Origin of the sequence: Thermospira aquatica, assembly GCF_023525255.1 — a bacterium.
Taxonomy (GTDB): domain Bacteria; phylum Spirochaetota; class Brevinematia; order Brevinematales; family Thermospiraceae; genus Thermospira; species Thermospira aquatica.
Genome location: NZ_CP073355.1, coordinates 1,713,722 through 1,730,312 on the forward strand (window position 1 = coordinate 1,713,722; position 16,591 = coordinate 1,730,312).

11 protein-coding genes are annotated in these 16,591 nt (G+C 44.0%); all 11 read left to right on the top strand.

The annotated features are described in order from the left end of the window. Positions 1-98: 98 nt before the first annotated feature. The 11 genes from uvrA (at position 99) to KDW03_RS08300 (ending at position 16,169) form a co-directional block, all read left to right on the top strand. On the top strand, positions 99-2,939 hold the full coding sequence (gene uvrA / locus KDW03_RS08250) for an excinuclease ABC subunit UvrA (RefSeq protein ID WP_271434608.1): 2,841 nt from the start codon (positions 99-101) through the stop codon (positions 2,937-2,939). Then, entirely contained in the window at positions 2,921-4,132 is a 1,212-nt protein-coding gene (locus KDW03_RS08255; RefSeq protein WP_271434609.1) for a cytochrome D1 domain-containing protein, read from the top strand. The genes uvrA and KDW03_RS08255 overlap by 19 nt, the downstream gene beginning before the upstream one ends. Next, positions 4,132-4,857: a metallophosphoesterase family protein gene (locus tag KDW03_RS08260; RefSeq protein ID WP_271436486.1), complete on the top strand. Its 726-nt coding sequence runs from the start codon at positions 4,132-4,134 to the stop codon at positions 4,855-4,857. Before KDW03_RS08255 ends, KDW03_RS08260 begins: the two co-directional genes overlap by 1 nt. A gap of 155 nt (positions 4,858-5,012) precedes the next feature. Then, entirely contained in the window at positions 5,013-8,942 is a 3,930-nt protein-coding gene (locus KDW03_RS08265; protein WP_271434610.1) for a SpiroCoCo family coiled-coil protein, read from the top strand. Between the two features lie 15 nt (positions 8,943-8,957). Continuing rightward, on the top strand, positions 8,958-10,241 hold the full coding sequence (gene serS / locus KDW03_RS08270; RefSeq protein WP_271434611.1) for a serine--tRNA ligase: 1,284 nt from the start codon (positions 8,958-8,960) through the stop codon (positions 10,239-10,241). A gap of 62 nt (positions 10,242-10,303) precedes the next feature. Next, on the top strand, positions 10,304-10,609 hold the full coding sequence (locus tag KDW03_RS08275; RefSeq protein ID WP_271434612.1) for an STAS domain-containing protein: 306 nt from the start codon (positions 10,304-10,306) through the stop codon (positions 10,607-10,609). Between the two features lie 9 nt (positions 10,610-10,618). Continuing rightward, positions 10,619-11,821 carry an argininosuccinate synthase gene (locus KDW03_RS08280; RefSeq protein ID WP_271434613.1) on the top strand — a complete coding sequence of 401 codons (1,203 nt, stop codon included), beginning with the start codon at positions 10,619-10,621 and terminating at the stop codon, positions 11,819-11,821. A gap of 117 nt (positions 11,822-11,938) precedes the next feature. Next, on the top strand, positions 11,939-13,732 hold the full coding sequence (gene dnaX, locus KDW03_RS08285; protein WP_271434614.1) for a DNA polymerase III subunit gamma/tau: 1,794 nt from the start codon (positions 11,939-11,941) through the stop codon (positions 13,730-13,732). A 3-nt stretch (positions 13,733-13,735) separates the two neighbouring features. Further along, positions 13,736-14,035 (top strand): YbaB/EbfC family nucleoid-associated protein, encoded by a 300-nt coding sequence (locus KDW03_RS08290; RefSeq protein WP_271434615.1) that lies wholly within the window; start codon positions 13,736-13,738, stop codon positions 14,033-14,035. 3 nt (positions 14,036-14,038) lie between these two features. Next, positions 14,039-14,632 (top strand): recombination mediator RecR, encoded by a 594-nt coding sequence (gene recR / locus KDW03_RS08295; protein WP_271434616.1) that lies wholly within the window; start codon positions 14,039-14,041, stop codon positions 14,630-14,632. 340 nt (positions 14,633-14,972) lie between these two features. Further along, positions 14,973-16,169 (top strand): right-handed parallel beta-helix repeat-containing protein, encoded by a 1,197-nt coding sequence (locus KDW03_RS08300; RefSeq protein WP_271434617.1) that lies wholly within the window; start codon positions 14,973-14,975, stop codon positions 16,167-16,169. Positions 16,170-16,591 lie beyond the last annotated feature (422 nt).

The following is a 16,591-nucleotide window of genomic DNA, read 5'->3' on the forward strand; positions in this document are numbered from 1 at the left end:
GGGCAGCCTTTTTATTGGATTTTTGAGATTCACGGAAGAAAGTTGAAAAATCCTCTTTTCTATGGTATAGTAATATTTCAAAAAGAAAAGGGGTTTTAATGCTGGACAAAATTATCGTAAAAGGGGCGCAGGAGCACAATCTTAAGAATATTGATGTGGAGATTCCTCGTGATAAACTTGTTGTGATTACCGGTGTTTCGGGAAGTGGAAAGTCTTCTCTTGCTTTTGATACGATTTATGCCGAGGGGGAAAGGAGATATCTTGAATCTCTCTCGACCTATGCCAGACAATTCTTAGGCGAAATGAAAAAACCAAAAGTGGAATCCATAGAAGGACTTTCTCCCGCGATTTCTATCCAGCAACAGTCAGTGCATGCGAACCCGCGTTCGATCGTGGGGACAGTGACCGAAATTTATGATTATTTTCGTCTGTTATGGGGGACAATAGGAACACCAACCTGTCCCGAGTGTGGGAAGGAGCTTACGGCTACCACGGTGGACGAGATTGTCAATGGGATTCTCGGCATGCCTGAAGGGGAAAAAATCATGATCCTCTCGCCTGTAGTTCAGGGCAAGAAGGGAACACATCAGGAGCTTTTTGAGGAGTTGAAATCGGAGGGTTTTGTTCGTGTTCGGGTAAATGGTGAAGTGAAAATGCTCGATGAACCCATAGATTTAGATAAAAACCGTAAGCACAATATTGATATCGTGATAGATAGGGCTATAGTATCTTCTGAAAAGCGAACGAGAATTGCGGATTCCGTTGAGCTTGCCCTGAAAAAAAGTGGGGGGCTTGTTATTATTCTCTCGGTAGAAAGTGGGAACGAAAAACTTTTTTCGGAAAACTTTTATTGTCCTGTCCATCAGGTGAGTTTTGGTAAGATTGAGCCAAGGATGTTCTCGTTTAATGCTCCGTACGGGGCATGTCCTGAGTGTAGCGGGCTGGGTGAAAAAATGGAGTTTGATCCCGAGCTTCTTGTGATCTCGACGAGGTCACTTGCTGATGGGGCGATTAAAACGCATCCTCCCACCCAGCAAACATGGTGGAGTATGTGGGAAGCTCTGGCACAGAAGTATCATTTTGATCTTTATACACCTTTTCAGGAATTGCCGGAACATGTTCGTCAGATTATCCTCTATGGGGATGAAGGGGAGGTGGAGTTTCATTACCGTTCGAGTCGGATGGATGTACGGAGTACTTCGGTTTATGAAGGTGTGATTCCAAACTTGAAGCGGCGCTATTTTGAAACGACCTCTCCCGAAATGCGGGAATGGTTTGAGTCGTATATGAAGTCTATTCCCTGTCCTCTGTGTGGGGGAAAACGGCTGAGAAAAGAGAGTCTTGCTGTCAAGGTGGCGGGTCATAGTATTATGGATGTCACAGAGATGACGATAGCAAAAGCCTGGGAGTTTTTTCAGAGGTTGCCTGAGAAACTTACTCCGCATCAGCTCATGATAGTGGAACGAGTTCTCAAAGAGATTGATAAGCGGCTCTCTTTTCTCGTGGATGTGGGGGTGGATTATCTTTCGCTTGATAGAAAGGTGAGTACCCTTTCAGGGGGTGAGTTTCAGCGTACCAGGCTTGCTACCCAGATTGGATCGGGACTCATGGGGGTGTTGTATGTTCTTGATGAGCCTACGATAGGGCTCCACTCACGGGATACTGATAAACTTATCCGCACGCTGGAAAAGTTGCGGGATACAGGAAATACCGTTATCGTGGTTGAACATGATGAAGAGATGATTGCACGAGCTGATTGGGTGATAGATATCGGACCAGGAGCGGGTATCTATGGAGGAGAAGTGATAGCCGAAGGTGCGCCGGCTCATATTCGTCGTCATCCAACCTCGCTTACCGGTCAATACCTTTCCGGACGAAAATGCGTCCCTGTGAGAGAAAAACCAAGGGAGGGTAATGGAAACTTTATAACCGTAAAAGGGGCCAGGGAGCATAATCTCAAAAATATCACCGTTTCCTTTCCTCTTGGCAAGTTTGTTGTGGTGACAGGGGTGAGTGGATCTGGAAAGTCCACCCTGGTGAACGATATTCTTTTTAAAGCGCTTGACAAGAAATTAAATGGAAGTCGGGAGGAACCGGGGGATCATGATGAGGTGATAGGACTTGCGCATATTGACAAGGTGATTGATATTGATCAGAGTCCTATTGGACGTACACCAAGAAGTAATCCAGCAACCTATACGGGGGTTTTTACCCTTATACGGGATTTGTTTGCTGCGCTTCCTGAATCCAGGATGCGAGGGTATGCCCCGGGGAGGTTTAGTTTTAATGTTAAAGGGGGACGATGTGAGGCCTGTCAGGGCGATGGGGTAAAAAGGATTGAAATGCACTTTTTGCCGGATGTGTATGTCCCCTGTGAGGTGTGTCAGGGGAAACGTTACAACCGGGAGACGCTTCAGGTGTTGTACAAAGGCAAAAGTATTGCCGATGTGCTGGATATGACGGTGGATGAAGCTTTTGAATTCTTTGAGGCTATTCCTCCTCTTAAGCGTAAACTCGGTATTTTGCGGGATGTGGGTTTGGGGTACATCCATCTGGGACAGCCAGCGACTACCCTTTCTGGTGGTGAAGCGCAGCGTATTAAGCTTTCCAAGGAGCTTTCCAGGGTCAGTACAGGGAGAACACTCTATATTCTCGATGAGCCCACGGTAGGGCTTCATTTTGATGATGTGAGAAAACTTCTCGAGGTTCTTCAGACCCTCGTTGATAGGGGAAATACCGTCGTAGTAATAGAGCACAACATGGATGTGATCAAGGTAGCAGATTGGATTATCGATCTTGGACCAGAAGGGGGAAGTGGGGGAGGAGAGGTGGTATTTGAGGGAACGCCTGAGGAGATCCAGATGTGTTCAGCGAGTTACACGGGTAGATATTTAAAAAAGTATCTTGAGGATATGAAGCGATGCGTCGATGGGGAATAATCGTGTTTTTCCCCTTCATCCTTCCCATTTTTTTCTGGAGTGTGGTAATAAAGAGTGATCCAGTTGGAGCTGAAGTAAGGGTAGGGGGAATATGTGTTGGAAAAACGCCTCTTGTTCTTTCCAATGGGACAGGGTTAGTGGAGGTTTCTCTCCCTGGCTATAAAGCGGTCACACAGGTGGTACACGAGCAAAAGCAAATTTTTGTTAGATTGCTACCGACAAACTCATTGCTTACCTTTATAAAACAAGAGTATGTTGGATCGATGCCAAAGGATCTTATTTTTACTCCCGATGGACGGTATCTTGTGATTACCTTTATGGGGGAACAGGGTATAGGTTACTACGATATGAAAGAAGCAAAACTCTCTATGGTACGGATACCGCAGTACCATCGTTACGTAGGGTATGTGGAGGGGGTTTTTTCTCCCGATGGGAAGGAGTTTTGGTTTACCCAGGTGGACAAAAAAGGAAAGGTGTTTGTAGTGTCTCTGTCAAACTGGAGTATAGTAAAAGAAATTGATGTTCAGGGAAGTATGCCAAAAGTTGGGGAGTTTACTCCGGATGGGAGGTATTACTATGTCACATGCTGGGATTCTGCTACGGTAACCGTGATAGAACGAGAGACGTATCAAGTGCGAGAAATTCTCCGTACGACGGGATACCAACCGAGAGGGTTGGGTTTTTCTCAGGATGGACATTATCTCTATGTTTTGTTTTATGGTTCGGGAGAAATTATCAAGTATGATAGAACACAGGGACATAAGGTGGTGAAAACCATCAAAACAGGGGGGTCAAACGGTCGATTTAGACTTCATCCCCATCGGAATTGGGTGTATATCAATAATCTGAGAAGATCTCGTTTTTATATCCTGGATCTCTCTACGGATACGCTTTCAGCACCCTATGCTTGCGGGATACATCCCTCCAATCTCAAGCTTTCCCCGGACTATCGTTATATGGTCATCACCTGCCGGGGTAAAGATAATTCCAAGGGATTTGCGTATCGGAGTCCTGAGGATGGAACGGTGGAATTGTATGATATAAAGGAGAGTGTTCCTCGTTTGCTTGAGGTGATCAAAGGGGGAAATCAGCCCATAGGGATTGCTATTTCTTCCGATGGGAAAATTCTTGCTATTTCAAATTTTATGGATGGTACGGTGGATTTTTATCTCGTGGATACGGAGCGGTTGTGATGCGTATTGTGGTGATGAGTGATATCCATGGCAATCTTGCTGCTCTTCAGAGTTTTGAAAAACTTCAAGAAAAATACGATGAACTTTACTGTCTGGGAGATGTGGTAGGATATGGACCGTATCCTGAGGAGTGTGTTCAGTGGACAAAAGAACACGCTTCAGTGGTCATTCAGGGGAATCATGAGAGAGCACTTTTTGATCCTCATGAAAGACATGTGATGAATCCGTTAGCGGCGGAACAGATACGATGGACAAGAAGAGTACTTTCACCGGAGTCTCTTGCCACAATTCAGATGTGGCCTGCGGATGCCAAAAAACATGGGCTTTGGTTCTGTCATGGGAGTCCGGACGATCCGGATAGGTATATATTTGGTCCCAAGGAAGTGGCTTTAGCGTTGTATGCTTTAGAAGAGGCAGGGATATTTATAGCCCTTTTTGGTCATACCCACTATCCTGGCTTGATTACGGAGGAAGGGGAGTATTGGTACGAGATAGGAAAAGACAAAATACTTGAAAAAGGCAAAAGGTATCTCATAAATCCAGGGAGTATTGGTCAGCCACGGGATGGGGACCCGCGAGCTTCTTGTTGTATTCTTTCGCATGGGCGAGATGGCTGGAAAGTACGTTTTCTCCGGTTTACGTATGATATTCAGTCTACGGTAGAGGGAATCATGTCGAAAGGTTTACCTGTTGAACTGGCTTACCGTTTGGGTATGGGGAGGTGAGGGAGCATCGTGGGGAAAGAGAGAAAAAAGAGAACCGAGTTTTAGGCATGTAAATGGATACTCCCCTTTTTTTCTCTTTTTGACAATTTTTTTTTCTTTCTCTATAATCATAGAAGTATAATTTTCAATGAAAAAGCTCCATAAGGAGGAGTGGGATGGATACACTATTGAGTTTTCTATTTCCGACAATGGTGTCTTTGTTTCTTATTTTTTATTTCCGGAAAATAGATAAAAAAAATGTCCAACTTCAGACGCTCAAAAACTTTGTTCAGCATTCTATGCAGGAGATACAGCGTCTTTTCGATGCTAAACAAAAGGAACTCTATGACAAAACAATAGGACTCGATGTTTCTCTGCAAAAACTTGACAAGGCTTCTCAGTTTATCAACCAGAAAATTGCTGAATTTAAAGATTTCATGGATCGGACAAAGCAGCTTGAGAAAAGCCTCGAGATTCAGCTCAAGGCTGCTCAGGGATACGAAAAGGATCTCCAGGCAATGGAAGCACGTATGGCACAACTTGTGGCCCTGGAGCGTGAGATGGCTGAGATCAAGCAGGATCTTGCCGAGACAAAGAAGTTTGCCCAGACGGTTCGAAGTGATATCGAACAATCTCGTGTTTGGGCTCAGGACAATGTGAAAGATCGAAAAGTACGAAGTACGGCCAAGCCTCGAAACCTTCAGATGCAACAATTGTGCCAGCTTTCCAACAGCGCATTGAACCAGATGGAGAGTCAACTCCGTGAACAGGAAGCAAATGCTCAAAAAGAAGGAGAGAAGATTTTTGCTCAGAACAAGGCACTTTTTGCCAAACAGCTTGAAACCTTTCGGCAGAGTGCAGAGAGCCAGTTGCTTGAAAAAACCAAAAACCTTGAAAATCAGTTTCTGGAGGGACTCAAGCGCCTCGAACAGCAGTTTAATACCTCTGTTAAAATTCTTAATCAGAGGCTGGCAGAAAATGACCAGCTTATAAAAGATAAAAAATCTGAAACCCAGAAGGAGTTTCAGGATCTTCGTCAATCGATCAACATTGAGATCCAGAGTTTGGGTCAGCTGATTCAGATGCAGAAGCAGGCATTAGAGCGTATGGTACAGGAGTATCAGGCATCTGTTGAGTCGAAGACGTCGCAGGTAGATGATTATCTTGAGAGTTTTTCTCATCGTTTAAAAGAGCAGTATGAAGAGGCACTGGAGAAGGGCAAAGAAGAGCTTATTTCTCTCCAGAAGTATATTGATGAGGTAAAGGCGAGGGTTGAAGGGATAGACAAGGATCTTAAGGGTGAATTTAGTTCATATAAGGATACGTGGCTTCGACAGGTAACGGAGACGGGCAAGGAATTAGAGTCGCGTGTTATTATGTTGAAGCAGGAACATGAACAGCTGGTGAAGGGGACGACGCAGGAGACGAAGGCGGTATGGGACAAGATATCAAAGGAGTTACAGGAGAAGCTTCAGGAGATAAGGGTTTTTGTGCAGCGAGAGAGTCAACAGCTTTCGCAGTCGATTCAGACGCAGAAGCAGGCATTAGAGCGTATGGTACAGGAGTATCAGGCATCTATTGAGTCAAAGACGTCGCAGGTAGATGATTATCTTGAGAGTTTTTCGAATCGTTTAACGCAGCAGTATGAAGAGGCACTGGAGAAGGGTAAAGAAGAGCTTATCTCTCTCCGTAATGAAGTAGACGAGATGCAAGCTATGATTGAAAAGGTAAATAAAGAGGTTGTGGATGAACTTACTGATAACAAAGATGAATGGCTTAACAAATTGGAGCAGACAGCGGAAGAGATGAAATCAAAGATCTCTACCACACGCCATGATGTAGAAAAAGCCATCGAAGGTGTAGCCAAAGAGTGGTATATGACGTGGAAAAACTCCTCAGAGGATTTTGCAAAGAAACTTGAAGAACTTCATCGTCAGCTTGAGAATACAAGGAATCGTCTGGAAAGCTTTACGGCTTCGAGTGAGCAGAAGATTCAGCAGACAGCAGAAAATCTCCTTGCACAACTGATGAACAAGATAGAAGAAAAAGAAAAAGAAATGATCTCTGTTACCGAGGCATCGTCTGGTAAGGTAAGTCAGTATCTCCGTTCTCTTGAAGAAAATGTTAAGCTCTACCAGCAGCAGATCCAGCAGGTTATTGATACCACCAATAAAGCGCTAAAAGAGGATATTGCCTCGATGGAGAGTCGTGTAAACAGTCTTACCAATCAAAGTAATCAGATTGAGAATATGCTTCGGGAGATTCTCAACAAGCGAACACGTGAGATTGATAGTTACCTTGATAAGGTAAGGCAAACGTATTTGGATGATTATCAGGAGCTTTTTGATAAAAGTAAAGGAGAAATCATCGAACTTGAAGATACAATTCGTGAATTTAAACAGGAACTTGCAGCACAGCAAAAGAGTATGACAGAAAAACTCAAGTCAGCCTTGGAAGAGGAGCAAAAGGAGTTTCAACAATCCCTAGCCAAGATTGAAGAAGCCATAGCCGTGTTGAAGAAAAAAAGTGACCAGGTGGCCATCGAAGTTGATCAGGATATTGCTCAAAAGATCCAGGGATTTCAGACAGAGCTTGAGCAAACCCTGAAATCGTATCTTGAGAAGGCATCCCAGGATTTTCTCAAACGACGTGATGAGTACATGCTTGCTTTTGAGAACCTTGAGAAGAGGCTTTCTGAACAGAGTAAAATCTTTTCAGATATGGATAAACAACTTCGAATCCAGCAGAGTCGTCTTGGTGAACTTCCCCAACAGGTAGATGAGGAAGTAAAAAAGCTTCTCAAGCAACTCTCTGAACAGGTTGAGAGTAGTATAGCCGTTTACCGTTCTGATATGGAGGGCAAGATTCAATCTTTCTTTACCCATGTGGACAAAGATCTCAGTGCCTACTCAAAGCGGGCGGACGCGTTGAGGGATGATCTCCTCACTCTGGAGCAAAATGCTGTAGAAAAATACCAGCAAGACATGGCCGAACTTGAAAATACCTTGAATCGCAAAGTAAACCTTCTTTCTACAAGTATTGAAAATCTTCTAAAAAAATCAAAAGAAGATGCAGAGTCCACTGTTTCTATGACGCGACTAACCATTCAAAGATTTTCCGAAGAACTGAAAGCTATCCGTGAGGAGTACAAAGGCAATATTCAGGATGATTATAAAGAACTTTTGAAAAAGTTAAAAGACATTGAATCAAAATATGATGCGTTTATGAAGAAGACGCAACTTCTCGAACGTGCTGAGGTGGTGGCAGAGAAATCAGAAGCTACCCTTGAGACAATACGTTCGAGTTATCAGGAGATAGAGGAGAAACGCCGATTACTTGCCGATGCTTTACGAACACTCGAAGGAGTGCAAAAAGAACGTAGAGAACTTGATGATATTCTCAACAATCTCCTTCTTCACAAAAAAGAATCGCTTCAGATGAAGGAAACAGTGGAACGGGCAATGGAAAAGGCAAAGGAAACCCAGGCACTTCTTGCATTTGCCGAACAGCAGAATAAAAAGGCAGAAGACATGAAAAATACGCTGGAAGAGGCTATTAAGCTGTATGGTGATCTTCAGGCGAAGTTTGCCGATCTCGAAAAGAAGCGTGACGTGGTGGTGAAGATCCTCAGTGAAATCGAAGAGACAAAAGAATCTTTTGCTTCTGTTCAGGCAAAGCTTCAGGACGCTGAGCAGCGCATCAGTCTTTTGAACAAACTCTCGCGAAAGTTAGAAGAGGATCTCAAAAACTTTCAGGGGCAGATCATGGAAGTCCTGGGAAATCAGGACAAGTTTTTTGAGGCCGCAGACAAGATAGAGAACCTGGAAGAGATGCTTATCCAGATCGAAGAAGAAGGGAAAAGACTACAGAAAATGCGGTCCTGGGTGGCAGAGCTTCAGAATCAACTGGAACGTATTCGTGCTTCCCAGGAGGATGCTGTAAGACCAAGTCGCGGAGAACCAATTTCTAAATCGCAATCGGATCAGGATACCGTGAAAGCCATCCTTCGCTTACGAAAAGAGGGATGGAATGTGGATGAGATAGCCTCAACCCTCAAGGTATCTGTCAGCTACGTTGAACTTGTTCTGGAACGTTACGGGAAATAATCTCAAGGAGACTCTATGCTTGATATTCGTTTTATTGTTGAGAATGAAACTCTGGTGAGGGAAAAACTTCGCTATAGGCTCAAGGATCCTTCACTTCTTGACGAGGTGGTAGCTCTTGATCAGAAACGGCGAGCTCTCCAAAAAGAAGGTGATGTTCTCCGCCAGGAGAAAAATCAAAAATCAAAAGAGATAGGGGTTATCAAATCGAGAGGTGGTGATGCTTCAGCAGTGATGAGTGAAGTGGCCAAACTGGGAGAGAAGCTCTCCGATCTTGAGCGTCAGGAACGAGAGGTTTCAGAGACACTTACAGGGAAACTCATGATGATTCCTAATCTCCCGATGGATGATGTGCCAGTAGGTGAGGATGAGACCTCTAATCAGGAGATTCGTCGCTGGGGGGATGTTCCTTCTTTTTCATTTTCTCCCAGAACACACGACGAAATTGCAGAAACTCTCGGAATTCTTGATTTTGAACGTGGTGCCAAGATTGCCGGGAGTGGTTTTACGCTCTATCGAGGTTTAGGGGCTCGTCTGGAACGCGCTCTTATAAACTTTATGCTTGACACACATCGGGAAGATGGGTATGAGGAGTATTTTGTACCCTTTCTCATCAAAGGCAGCAGTCTGGAGGGTACAGGACAACTTCCCAAGTTTAAAGAGGATCTTTATCATATAGAAGGCGAGGATCTCTACCTCAACCCAACTGCTGAGGTACCGCTTACCAACATTTATCAGAACGAGATTCTCACTGAAAAGGATCTTCCAAGGTGGATTACAGCGTACGCGCCGAGTTTTCGTAAAGAGGCAGGAAGCTATGGTAAAGATACCAAGGGCATTATTCGTCAGCATCAATTCAATAAGGTAGAGCTGGTGAAGATCTGTCGACCGGAGGATTCGGAGAAGGAACACCAACAGATGGTTGAGCAGGCACAGAAGATTCTTAAGAGGTTAGGTCTTGCTCATCGGGTGGTGGTGCTTTCGCAAGGAGATATGGGTTTCTCTGCTGCCAAGTGTTACGACGTTGAGGTATGGTTGCCTGGACAAAACCGATACAGGGAAATTTCCTCTGTTTCCAATTGTCTTGATTTTCAGGCTCGCAGAGCTCAGATCCGCTTCCGTCGTGAATCTACGGGCAAGCTTGAGTTTGTTCATACCTTAAATGGTTCAGGACTGGCTGTAGGGCGTACCGTTGTGGCTATCCTAGAGAACTATCAACAACCAGATGGAAGTGTTGTTATACCTGAGGTTTTGCGTCCGTATATGGGTGGCGTAGAGAGTATCACAAAAATTTCTCTCTAAAATATTGCTAAAAAAAATTTTTGTCGTATAATATGAGTTGAAAAGACTGTGGGAGGTAATGTATGCAGTATGAACGCAGAGTTGAAAATAATGCCGCCATTTATAGCGTTCATGGCGATTTTACGATTTTTTTCCTGAATAATATTAAGGGAGATATCGAGAAGGATGTATCTGCCGGGAAGATTTCCTATTTTGTATTTGATTTTAGTGATGTGCACTATATCGATTCGGCAGCCATCAGTCTCCTGATTATGACAGGAAAGTATAACGATTCACATGGTCATAAGCTTTATATTCGTTTACCCAAAGATGTGGTCAAGCGGATTATCGACAATGCTGAATTGACGTTTGTAGAGTATCAATATTAAGAGGTGACTATGAAGATTGTATTGGCGTATTCTGGAGGGCTGGATACTTCTGTTATTCTTGCCTGGCTCAAGGAACAGTATAATGCGGAGATTATTGCGTATGTTGCGGATGTGGGTCAGCAAGAAGATTGGGCCGTTATCAAAGAAAAGGCTCTTCGTACTGGCGCATCGAAAGTATATGTTGAGGATCTCAAGAGGGAGTTTGTTGAAGAGGCGGTTTTTCCTGCTATAAAAGCCAATGCAACCTACGAGTATAAATATCTTTTGGGTACCTCGCTTGCCCGTCCTATTATTGCCAAAAAGCAGGTGGAGATTGCCCTCAAAGAGGGTGCTGATGCCGTGGCTCATGGTGCGACAGGCAAGGGAAATGATCAGGTGCGTTTTGAACTTACCTATCGTGCGCTTGCACCGCATCTCAAGATTATTGCTCCATGGAAAGAAGACAACTTTTTTACCTCTCGCAGTGATTTGATTGATTTTGCTGAGAAACATGGGATACCGGTTCCGGTAACAAAATCAAAGCCATACAGTATGGATCCGAACCTTTATCATATTTCGTATGAAGGTGGGGTTTTAGAAGATATTACTCGCTCGTATGATAGTTCGATGTTTTTGATGGGTAAGGATCCCTTTGAACTGGATGATCAGGTAGAGATGGTTTCTGTAAGCTTTGAAAAGGGTATTCCCGTGGCTCTGAACGGGAAGCGTATGGATCCGGTGAAGCTTCTTCAGGAAGCGAATACCATAGCAGGCCGGCATGGTATTGGGATCGTGGATATCGTGGAAAACCGTCTTGTAGGGATGAAATCTCGCGGTGTGTATGAAACCCCAGGGGGTACTCTTCTTATAGAGGCACACAAGGCACTGGAATCGATTACTCTGGAACGGGATACGATGCACTACAAGCAGATGGTGGAGATCAAATTCGCAGAGATGATTTACTACGGGCAGTGGTTCCATCCACTCCGTGTCGCTCTTCAGAGTTTTATTGATAGTACTCAGGAAGTGGTTTCTGGAACGGTCGAATTGAAGCTTTATAGGGGGAACTGTGTGGTGGTTGGGCGAGCTTCTGAGCAGTCGTTGTACGATACAAATCTCTCGACTTTTGAGGCTGGCAGTAACTATGACCAGAAGGATGCCAAGGGTTTTATCAAGCTTTTTGGGCTTCCGATGGAGGTTTTTGCGCGCAAGAACCCCTGGTTCAAGAAATAGAAAGCAAAAGAGGTCGTCTGGAAAAGACGGCCTTTTTTTATGGGGAAGTGGGGAGCTTTTTGCTTTTTTGCGATCTTTCTCTTATAATTTTTAGGTATGGAAAAGCAAGAGAAGTTTTTGGTAACAGCGAGAAAATGGCGACCACAACGGTTTGATGCCCTGGTGGGGCAGGAAGCGCTTGCTCAGGCGTTAAAACACGCACTGCAAACGGGAAAGATTGCGCACGCATATCTGTTTTCTGGTATCCGTGGAGTGGGTAAGACTTCTACAGCACGGCTTTTGGCCAAGGCGCTGAATTGTCTGAATTTGAAGGATGGAGAACCTTGTAATATTTGTGAGAGCTGTGTTTCTATCAACGAAGGTTCTGCAATTGATGTGATTGAAATAGACGGTGCTTCGAATCGGGGTATCGATGCTATTCGTGATCTTCGGGATACAGTAAATTATATGCCTATAAAGCTCCAGTATAAGGTGTACATTATCGATGAAGTGCATATGTTGACCACCGAGGCTTCGAATGCTCTTCTCAAAACGCTGGAGGAACCACCCCCCCATGTTGTGTTTATTCTTGCCACAACGGAAGTGCAAAAACTTCTTCCAACGATTCGTTCCCGTTGTCAGCATTATGTTTTTAAAAAGATCCCTGTGACCAAGATAACCCACCAGTTGATGCATATCTGTGAGCAAGAAGGTATAAGCTATGAAAAGGAAGCACTCTACGAGATTGCCCAGGCCGGGGCAGGATCTATGAGAGATGCTGAGAGTATCTTCGATCAGGTAGTGATCTATACAGAAGGGAGATTGTCTCTTTCTGCTGTTCGAGAGGTGCTTGGCAGCTCTCCGGAAAGTTTTTACCAGGCTTTATGGAATGGGATTGTGAATCAAGATATGGTAGCTATCCTGCGATCTATAGATGACTATCTTCAGAATTTTGGGGATGTGAAGGATCTTATCTGGGGAATGGTCGGTTTTCTTAAAAAGGGACTTCTCGTAAAACGTTTAGCAGCGGATGATGATCTCCTTGATATCACACAGGAACATTACTTTCAACTGAAGCAGTTGTTTGCCTCTGTGGATGAAAAGGATATGGTGCGTCTCATGCAAGTTATGGCGGATTTTTTACGAGGGTTTCGATCCGATCAATACGATAGGCTTGCAGCTGAGCTTCTCTTTGTACAGATGATGGATTTTAGAAATATGATTCCTCTGGCTGAGATTCGGGATGAGCTTTTGAAACGAGTGGGAACAGGATCCCTGTCAGTTGTTTCTCAGGGAGTGTCCTCCAGGCAAACTGCCTCTCAAAAACCCTCTGTTTCTCAGATATCTTCTGCTACGGTTTCGAAACCCAAAGAATCTTCATCTCAGGAGAAATTTTCAGCTTCTCCAGCAGAAGAAAAAGCCTTTTCACCTGCTGTTGAGGAGAAAAATGAGGGATTGGTTTTGCAAAGGCAGGATTTTCCTGCAGAGGGGGAACCACAGCAGGCATTGTATGCTTTGCTGGAATCTTCGCTTCTCACAAAAAAAATGCCCCAGGATATTGAGTCTGTGGCATGGGATGGAACCACTCTGGCTGTTATTGTGAAGTCTCGATATGTTTTTGATTATCTTTCAAAAACAGCAGCGAAGATATCGGAGATCTTGAGTAAAAAACTTCACATCCCTGTACATGTCGCTGTTTCTATGAAGGGAGAAAAACCTGTTTCCTTTTCGTCTGGTGACAAAGCCGGAGAAAAAAAGCAGATGGCTTCCCCTCCTGGAGAAAAAGTTCAACAAGAAAAAGTTCAAGAAAAACAAGAGGAAAAAAACCTTGCTCAAAGAGAGCATGGGGAGGTTTCAGTTTCTGAGTATGCTTTAAAGCTTTTTGAAGGGAAAATGTTTCACAAAGAGAAAGAAAACAATACAAGGAGATAGAGTATGGGTGCTTTTGATCAGTTGAAGGATCTGGCAAAAATGCAACAGGCTGCGAAAGAGGCTGAAAAAATCATGGAAGAGCTTCGAGCAACAGGGGTATCTCGTAAGGGATATGTTAAGGTGACCCTCGATGGCAAAAAGGGGCTCAAGAATATTGAATTTTCTGATGATGCTATGAAGATTACCCCCGATGAGCTGGCAAAATGTGTGAAGGAAGCTCACAAGGCTGCCGGCAAGGAGATAGACAAACTTGTCAAGCAAAAGATGAAGAATAGTGGGTTTGCTGATTTCTTCAAGGAATAGAACATGAACGACCCCCTTCACCGTTTTGTTGAGGCGTGGAGCCGTGTTCCCGGGATAGGAACACGGCTGGCTGAACGGATGGGACTTTTTTTTCTGGGGCAATCTGTGGAGTATTGTCGAAGGCTGGCTGATGCTTTGATACATCTTCGAGAACAGACGCATATTTGTCAGGTGTGTGGGAATTTTTCCGATGGTGAGGTGTGTGCCATCTGTGAAGATGAAACAAGGGATCGTTCGGTTATATGTGTAGTTGAAACACCTCTCGACATTACCTATATCGAAGCGACAAAAAAGTTCCATGGTCTTTACCATGTTCTTGGGGGTGTGATTTCTCCTCTTCATGGGATAACTCCTTCCAAGCTACGAATTGAGGAACTGGTAGCTCGAGTTGAGCAAGGAAAAGTAGAAGAGATTTTTTTTGCCACGAGTCCGACAACGGAGGGGGATGCAACAGCGCAGTATGTACGGGAGAGACTTGCTGGCTATGGTCTTCGTTTTACTGTTTTGGCTCGTGGTGTTCCGATTGGGGTGTTCTTGCCTCAAACGGGGACACAGAGTCTCTCTGAGGCTATTGTTTCCCGGGAGGAGATGAAGTAAAAAATAGGGTGTGATCATGGGAAGTCTTTTAGAGAAAGGTCTTTTCTTGAAGATAAAACATGAAAGTTTACTTCTTTTGCGCGATGGTGTGTATATGATGTGTTGAAAAAAGAGAAAGTTCTTACGTTTTTTTGGCTGGAGAAAAATGAAAACCCTTCTCTGTGCAAAAAAAATTGAAAAAAAAGCAAAAAAATTTGATTTTTTAAAAAAAGGGGGTACAATAAATTGAAATAATCTGAAAAAGAAAGTGAGCTTAAAAAATTGTAAGGAGGTTTTTTATGAAGGGAATGTTTGGGAGTTATGGGTGTTTATGGGTAATTGTGGGGACGTTTCTTTTTTCTTGTTCGGTGTCCAAGTCCACGGAGCAAGGACAAACGAATCCAACACCTCAGCGCCTGCAAGTACCAATTTTACGACGGCTTATGATGAGCTTTTGTTTCAAGGTACCGCATCCGTTGGAGCCACATATAGTATCACAGCGGTCAAGTTTCGTACCAATGGTGGGGAATGGGAAAACGCCTCTGGCACAACAACATGGTCATTTACGGCGGTTTTACCACTTCTAACCAACCTGGTAGATGTTATCGCCATTGCAAGTAGTGGGAAAACCAATATGATAAGTGTGAAAGCTGTTCGAGATATTGCCATCTTTGTGAGCAAGGGGGGAGATGATGCGAACGACGGAATCAGTGCCAACAAATCGGTAAAAACCATTCAGGTAGGGATTAGCCGAGCCGTCCAGTACAATATTCCTCGTGTGAAGGTGGCTTCCGGGGTTTATGAACCAGGGGATGGACTTGAAAGTAGTGAAGCAGGGGTATATATTACGAACATTTCCGGATTTATCCTGGAAGGAGGGTATGATCCTGATTTTACTATGACCAACATGGCAACTTCTCTTGATGGCAAAGATACTCTTAAGCATGTGATGGTTGTGTCTAATGCGCGTAATATTTTGGTAAACAACTTTGTTGTAAGAAATGGAAAAGCTAATGGTTCAGGAATTCATGCCTGTGGTGGTGGTCTCCTTCTCTATGAGACGACGAATACCATACTTACCAACATGATCATCTCCAACAACAAGGCAAATTTTAATGGGGGAGGGGTTTACGTAGCAAGTTCTCATACGAATGTTATCCTTGGTGATCTGTATGCAAATAGTGCAACAAATGTGGGAGGGGGTATGGGGAATATTAGTAGCAATGGTCTTGGAGGGGGGGTATATTTGACGATCTCTCTTTCAAATCGTATAGGCGGAGAAATTTTTAGTAACGAGGCGGGAAGTGGTGGTGGTATCTACTTCAACTCTTCTCCTACAAATACCTTGTCCGCAGATGTGCATCATAATAGGGCAATGTCAGGTGCATATGGGGGAGGAGTCTATTTCAAAAACTCTGTGATTTTCTTTGACAATACGACCAACAGGGGAAATATAGGGTATGGGATTTATACCAACAATAGTGTCTTTGAGAATTTTGATGGGGTGATCTGGGGAACAGGAAGTGATGCCAATACCCCTGATAATGTTGGACCGTAGCGGTTTTCTGTTCATCCCTGGGGCTTCACGTGTGGCGCTCCAGGGATGATGGTCCAGGGAGATGGGGAGAAAACAGAAAATAAAAAAAAATATCGAGCTCACGAGAGTTTTGGCGATGATGGTGTGGGATACGGTGTAAGCGGATAATTGTCAATAAAAAAAGGGAAAAAGGGAATCTAGGGGCAGGGTTGAAGAGGAAACGAGATCTTGAAAAACTGTGAAAGTGTCATGGCTTTTTTCATGATAGATTAAACGTTTAACCACTTTTGGGTATTATCCGCTTGAGGGTGTGGATATGTCTTCTTACCATGTCGCGATACCAAGAGAGCTCCAGGACTATTACCATGTTGTGAGAGAAAAGCTTTTACTTTGCTATAGCCTTTTCACGGTTAGTATCAGAGAGTGCCTCATGATTTTGTTTT

Coding starts and splice junctions, on each gene's coding strand:
- uvrA (WP_271434608.1), top strand. CDS start 99: ATGCTGGACAAAATTATCGTAAAAGGGGCGCAGGAGCACAATCTTAAG.
- KDW03_RS08255 (WP_271434609.1), top strand. CDS start 2,921: ATGCGTCGATGGGGAATAATCGTGTTTTTCCCCTTCATCCTTCCCATT.
- KDW03_RS08260 (WP_271436486.1), top strand. CDS start 4,132: ATGCGTATTGTGGTGATGAGTGATATCCATGGCAATCTTGCTGCTCTT.
- KDW03_RS08265 (WP_271434610.1), top strand. CDS start 5,013: ATGGATACACTATTGAGTTTTCTATTTCCGACAATGGTGTCTTTGTTT.
- serS (WP_271434611.1), top strand. CDS start 8,958: ATGCTTGATATTCGTTTTATTGTTGAGAATGAAACTCTGGTGAGGGAA.
- KDW03_RS08275 (WP_271434612.1), top strand. CDS start 10,304: ATGCAGTATGAACGCAGAGTTGAAAATAATGCCGCCATTTATAGCGTT.
- KDW03_RS08280 (WP_271434613.1), top strand. CDS start 10,619: ATGAAGATTGTATTGGCGTATTCTGGAGGGCTGGATACTTCTGTTATT.
- KDW03_RS08290 (WP_271434615.1), top strand. CDS start 13,736: ATGGGTGCTTTTGATCAGTTGAAGGATCTGGCAAAAATGCAACAGGCT.
- recR (WP_271434616.1), top strand. CDS start 14,039: ATGAACGACCCCCTTCACCGTTTTGTTGAGGCGTGGAGCCGTGTTCCC.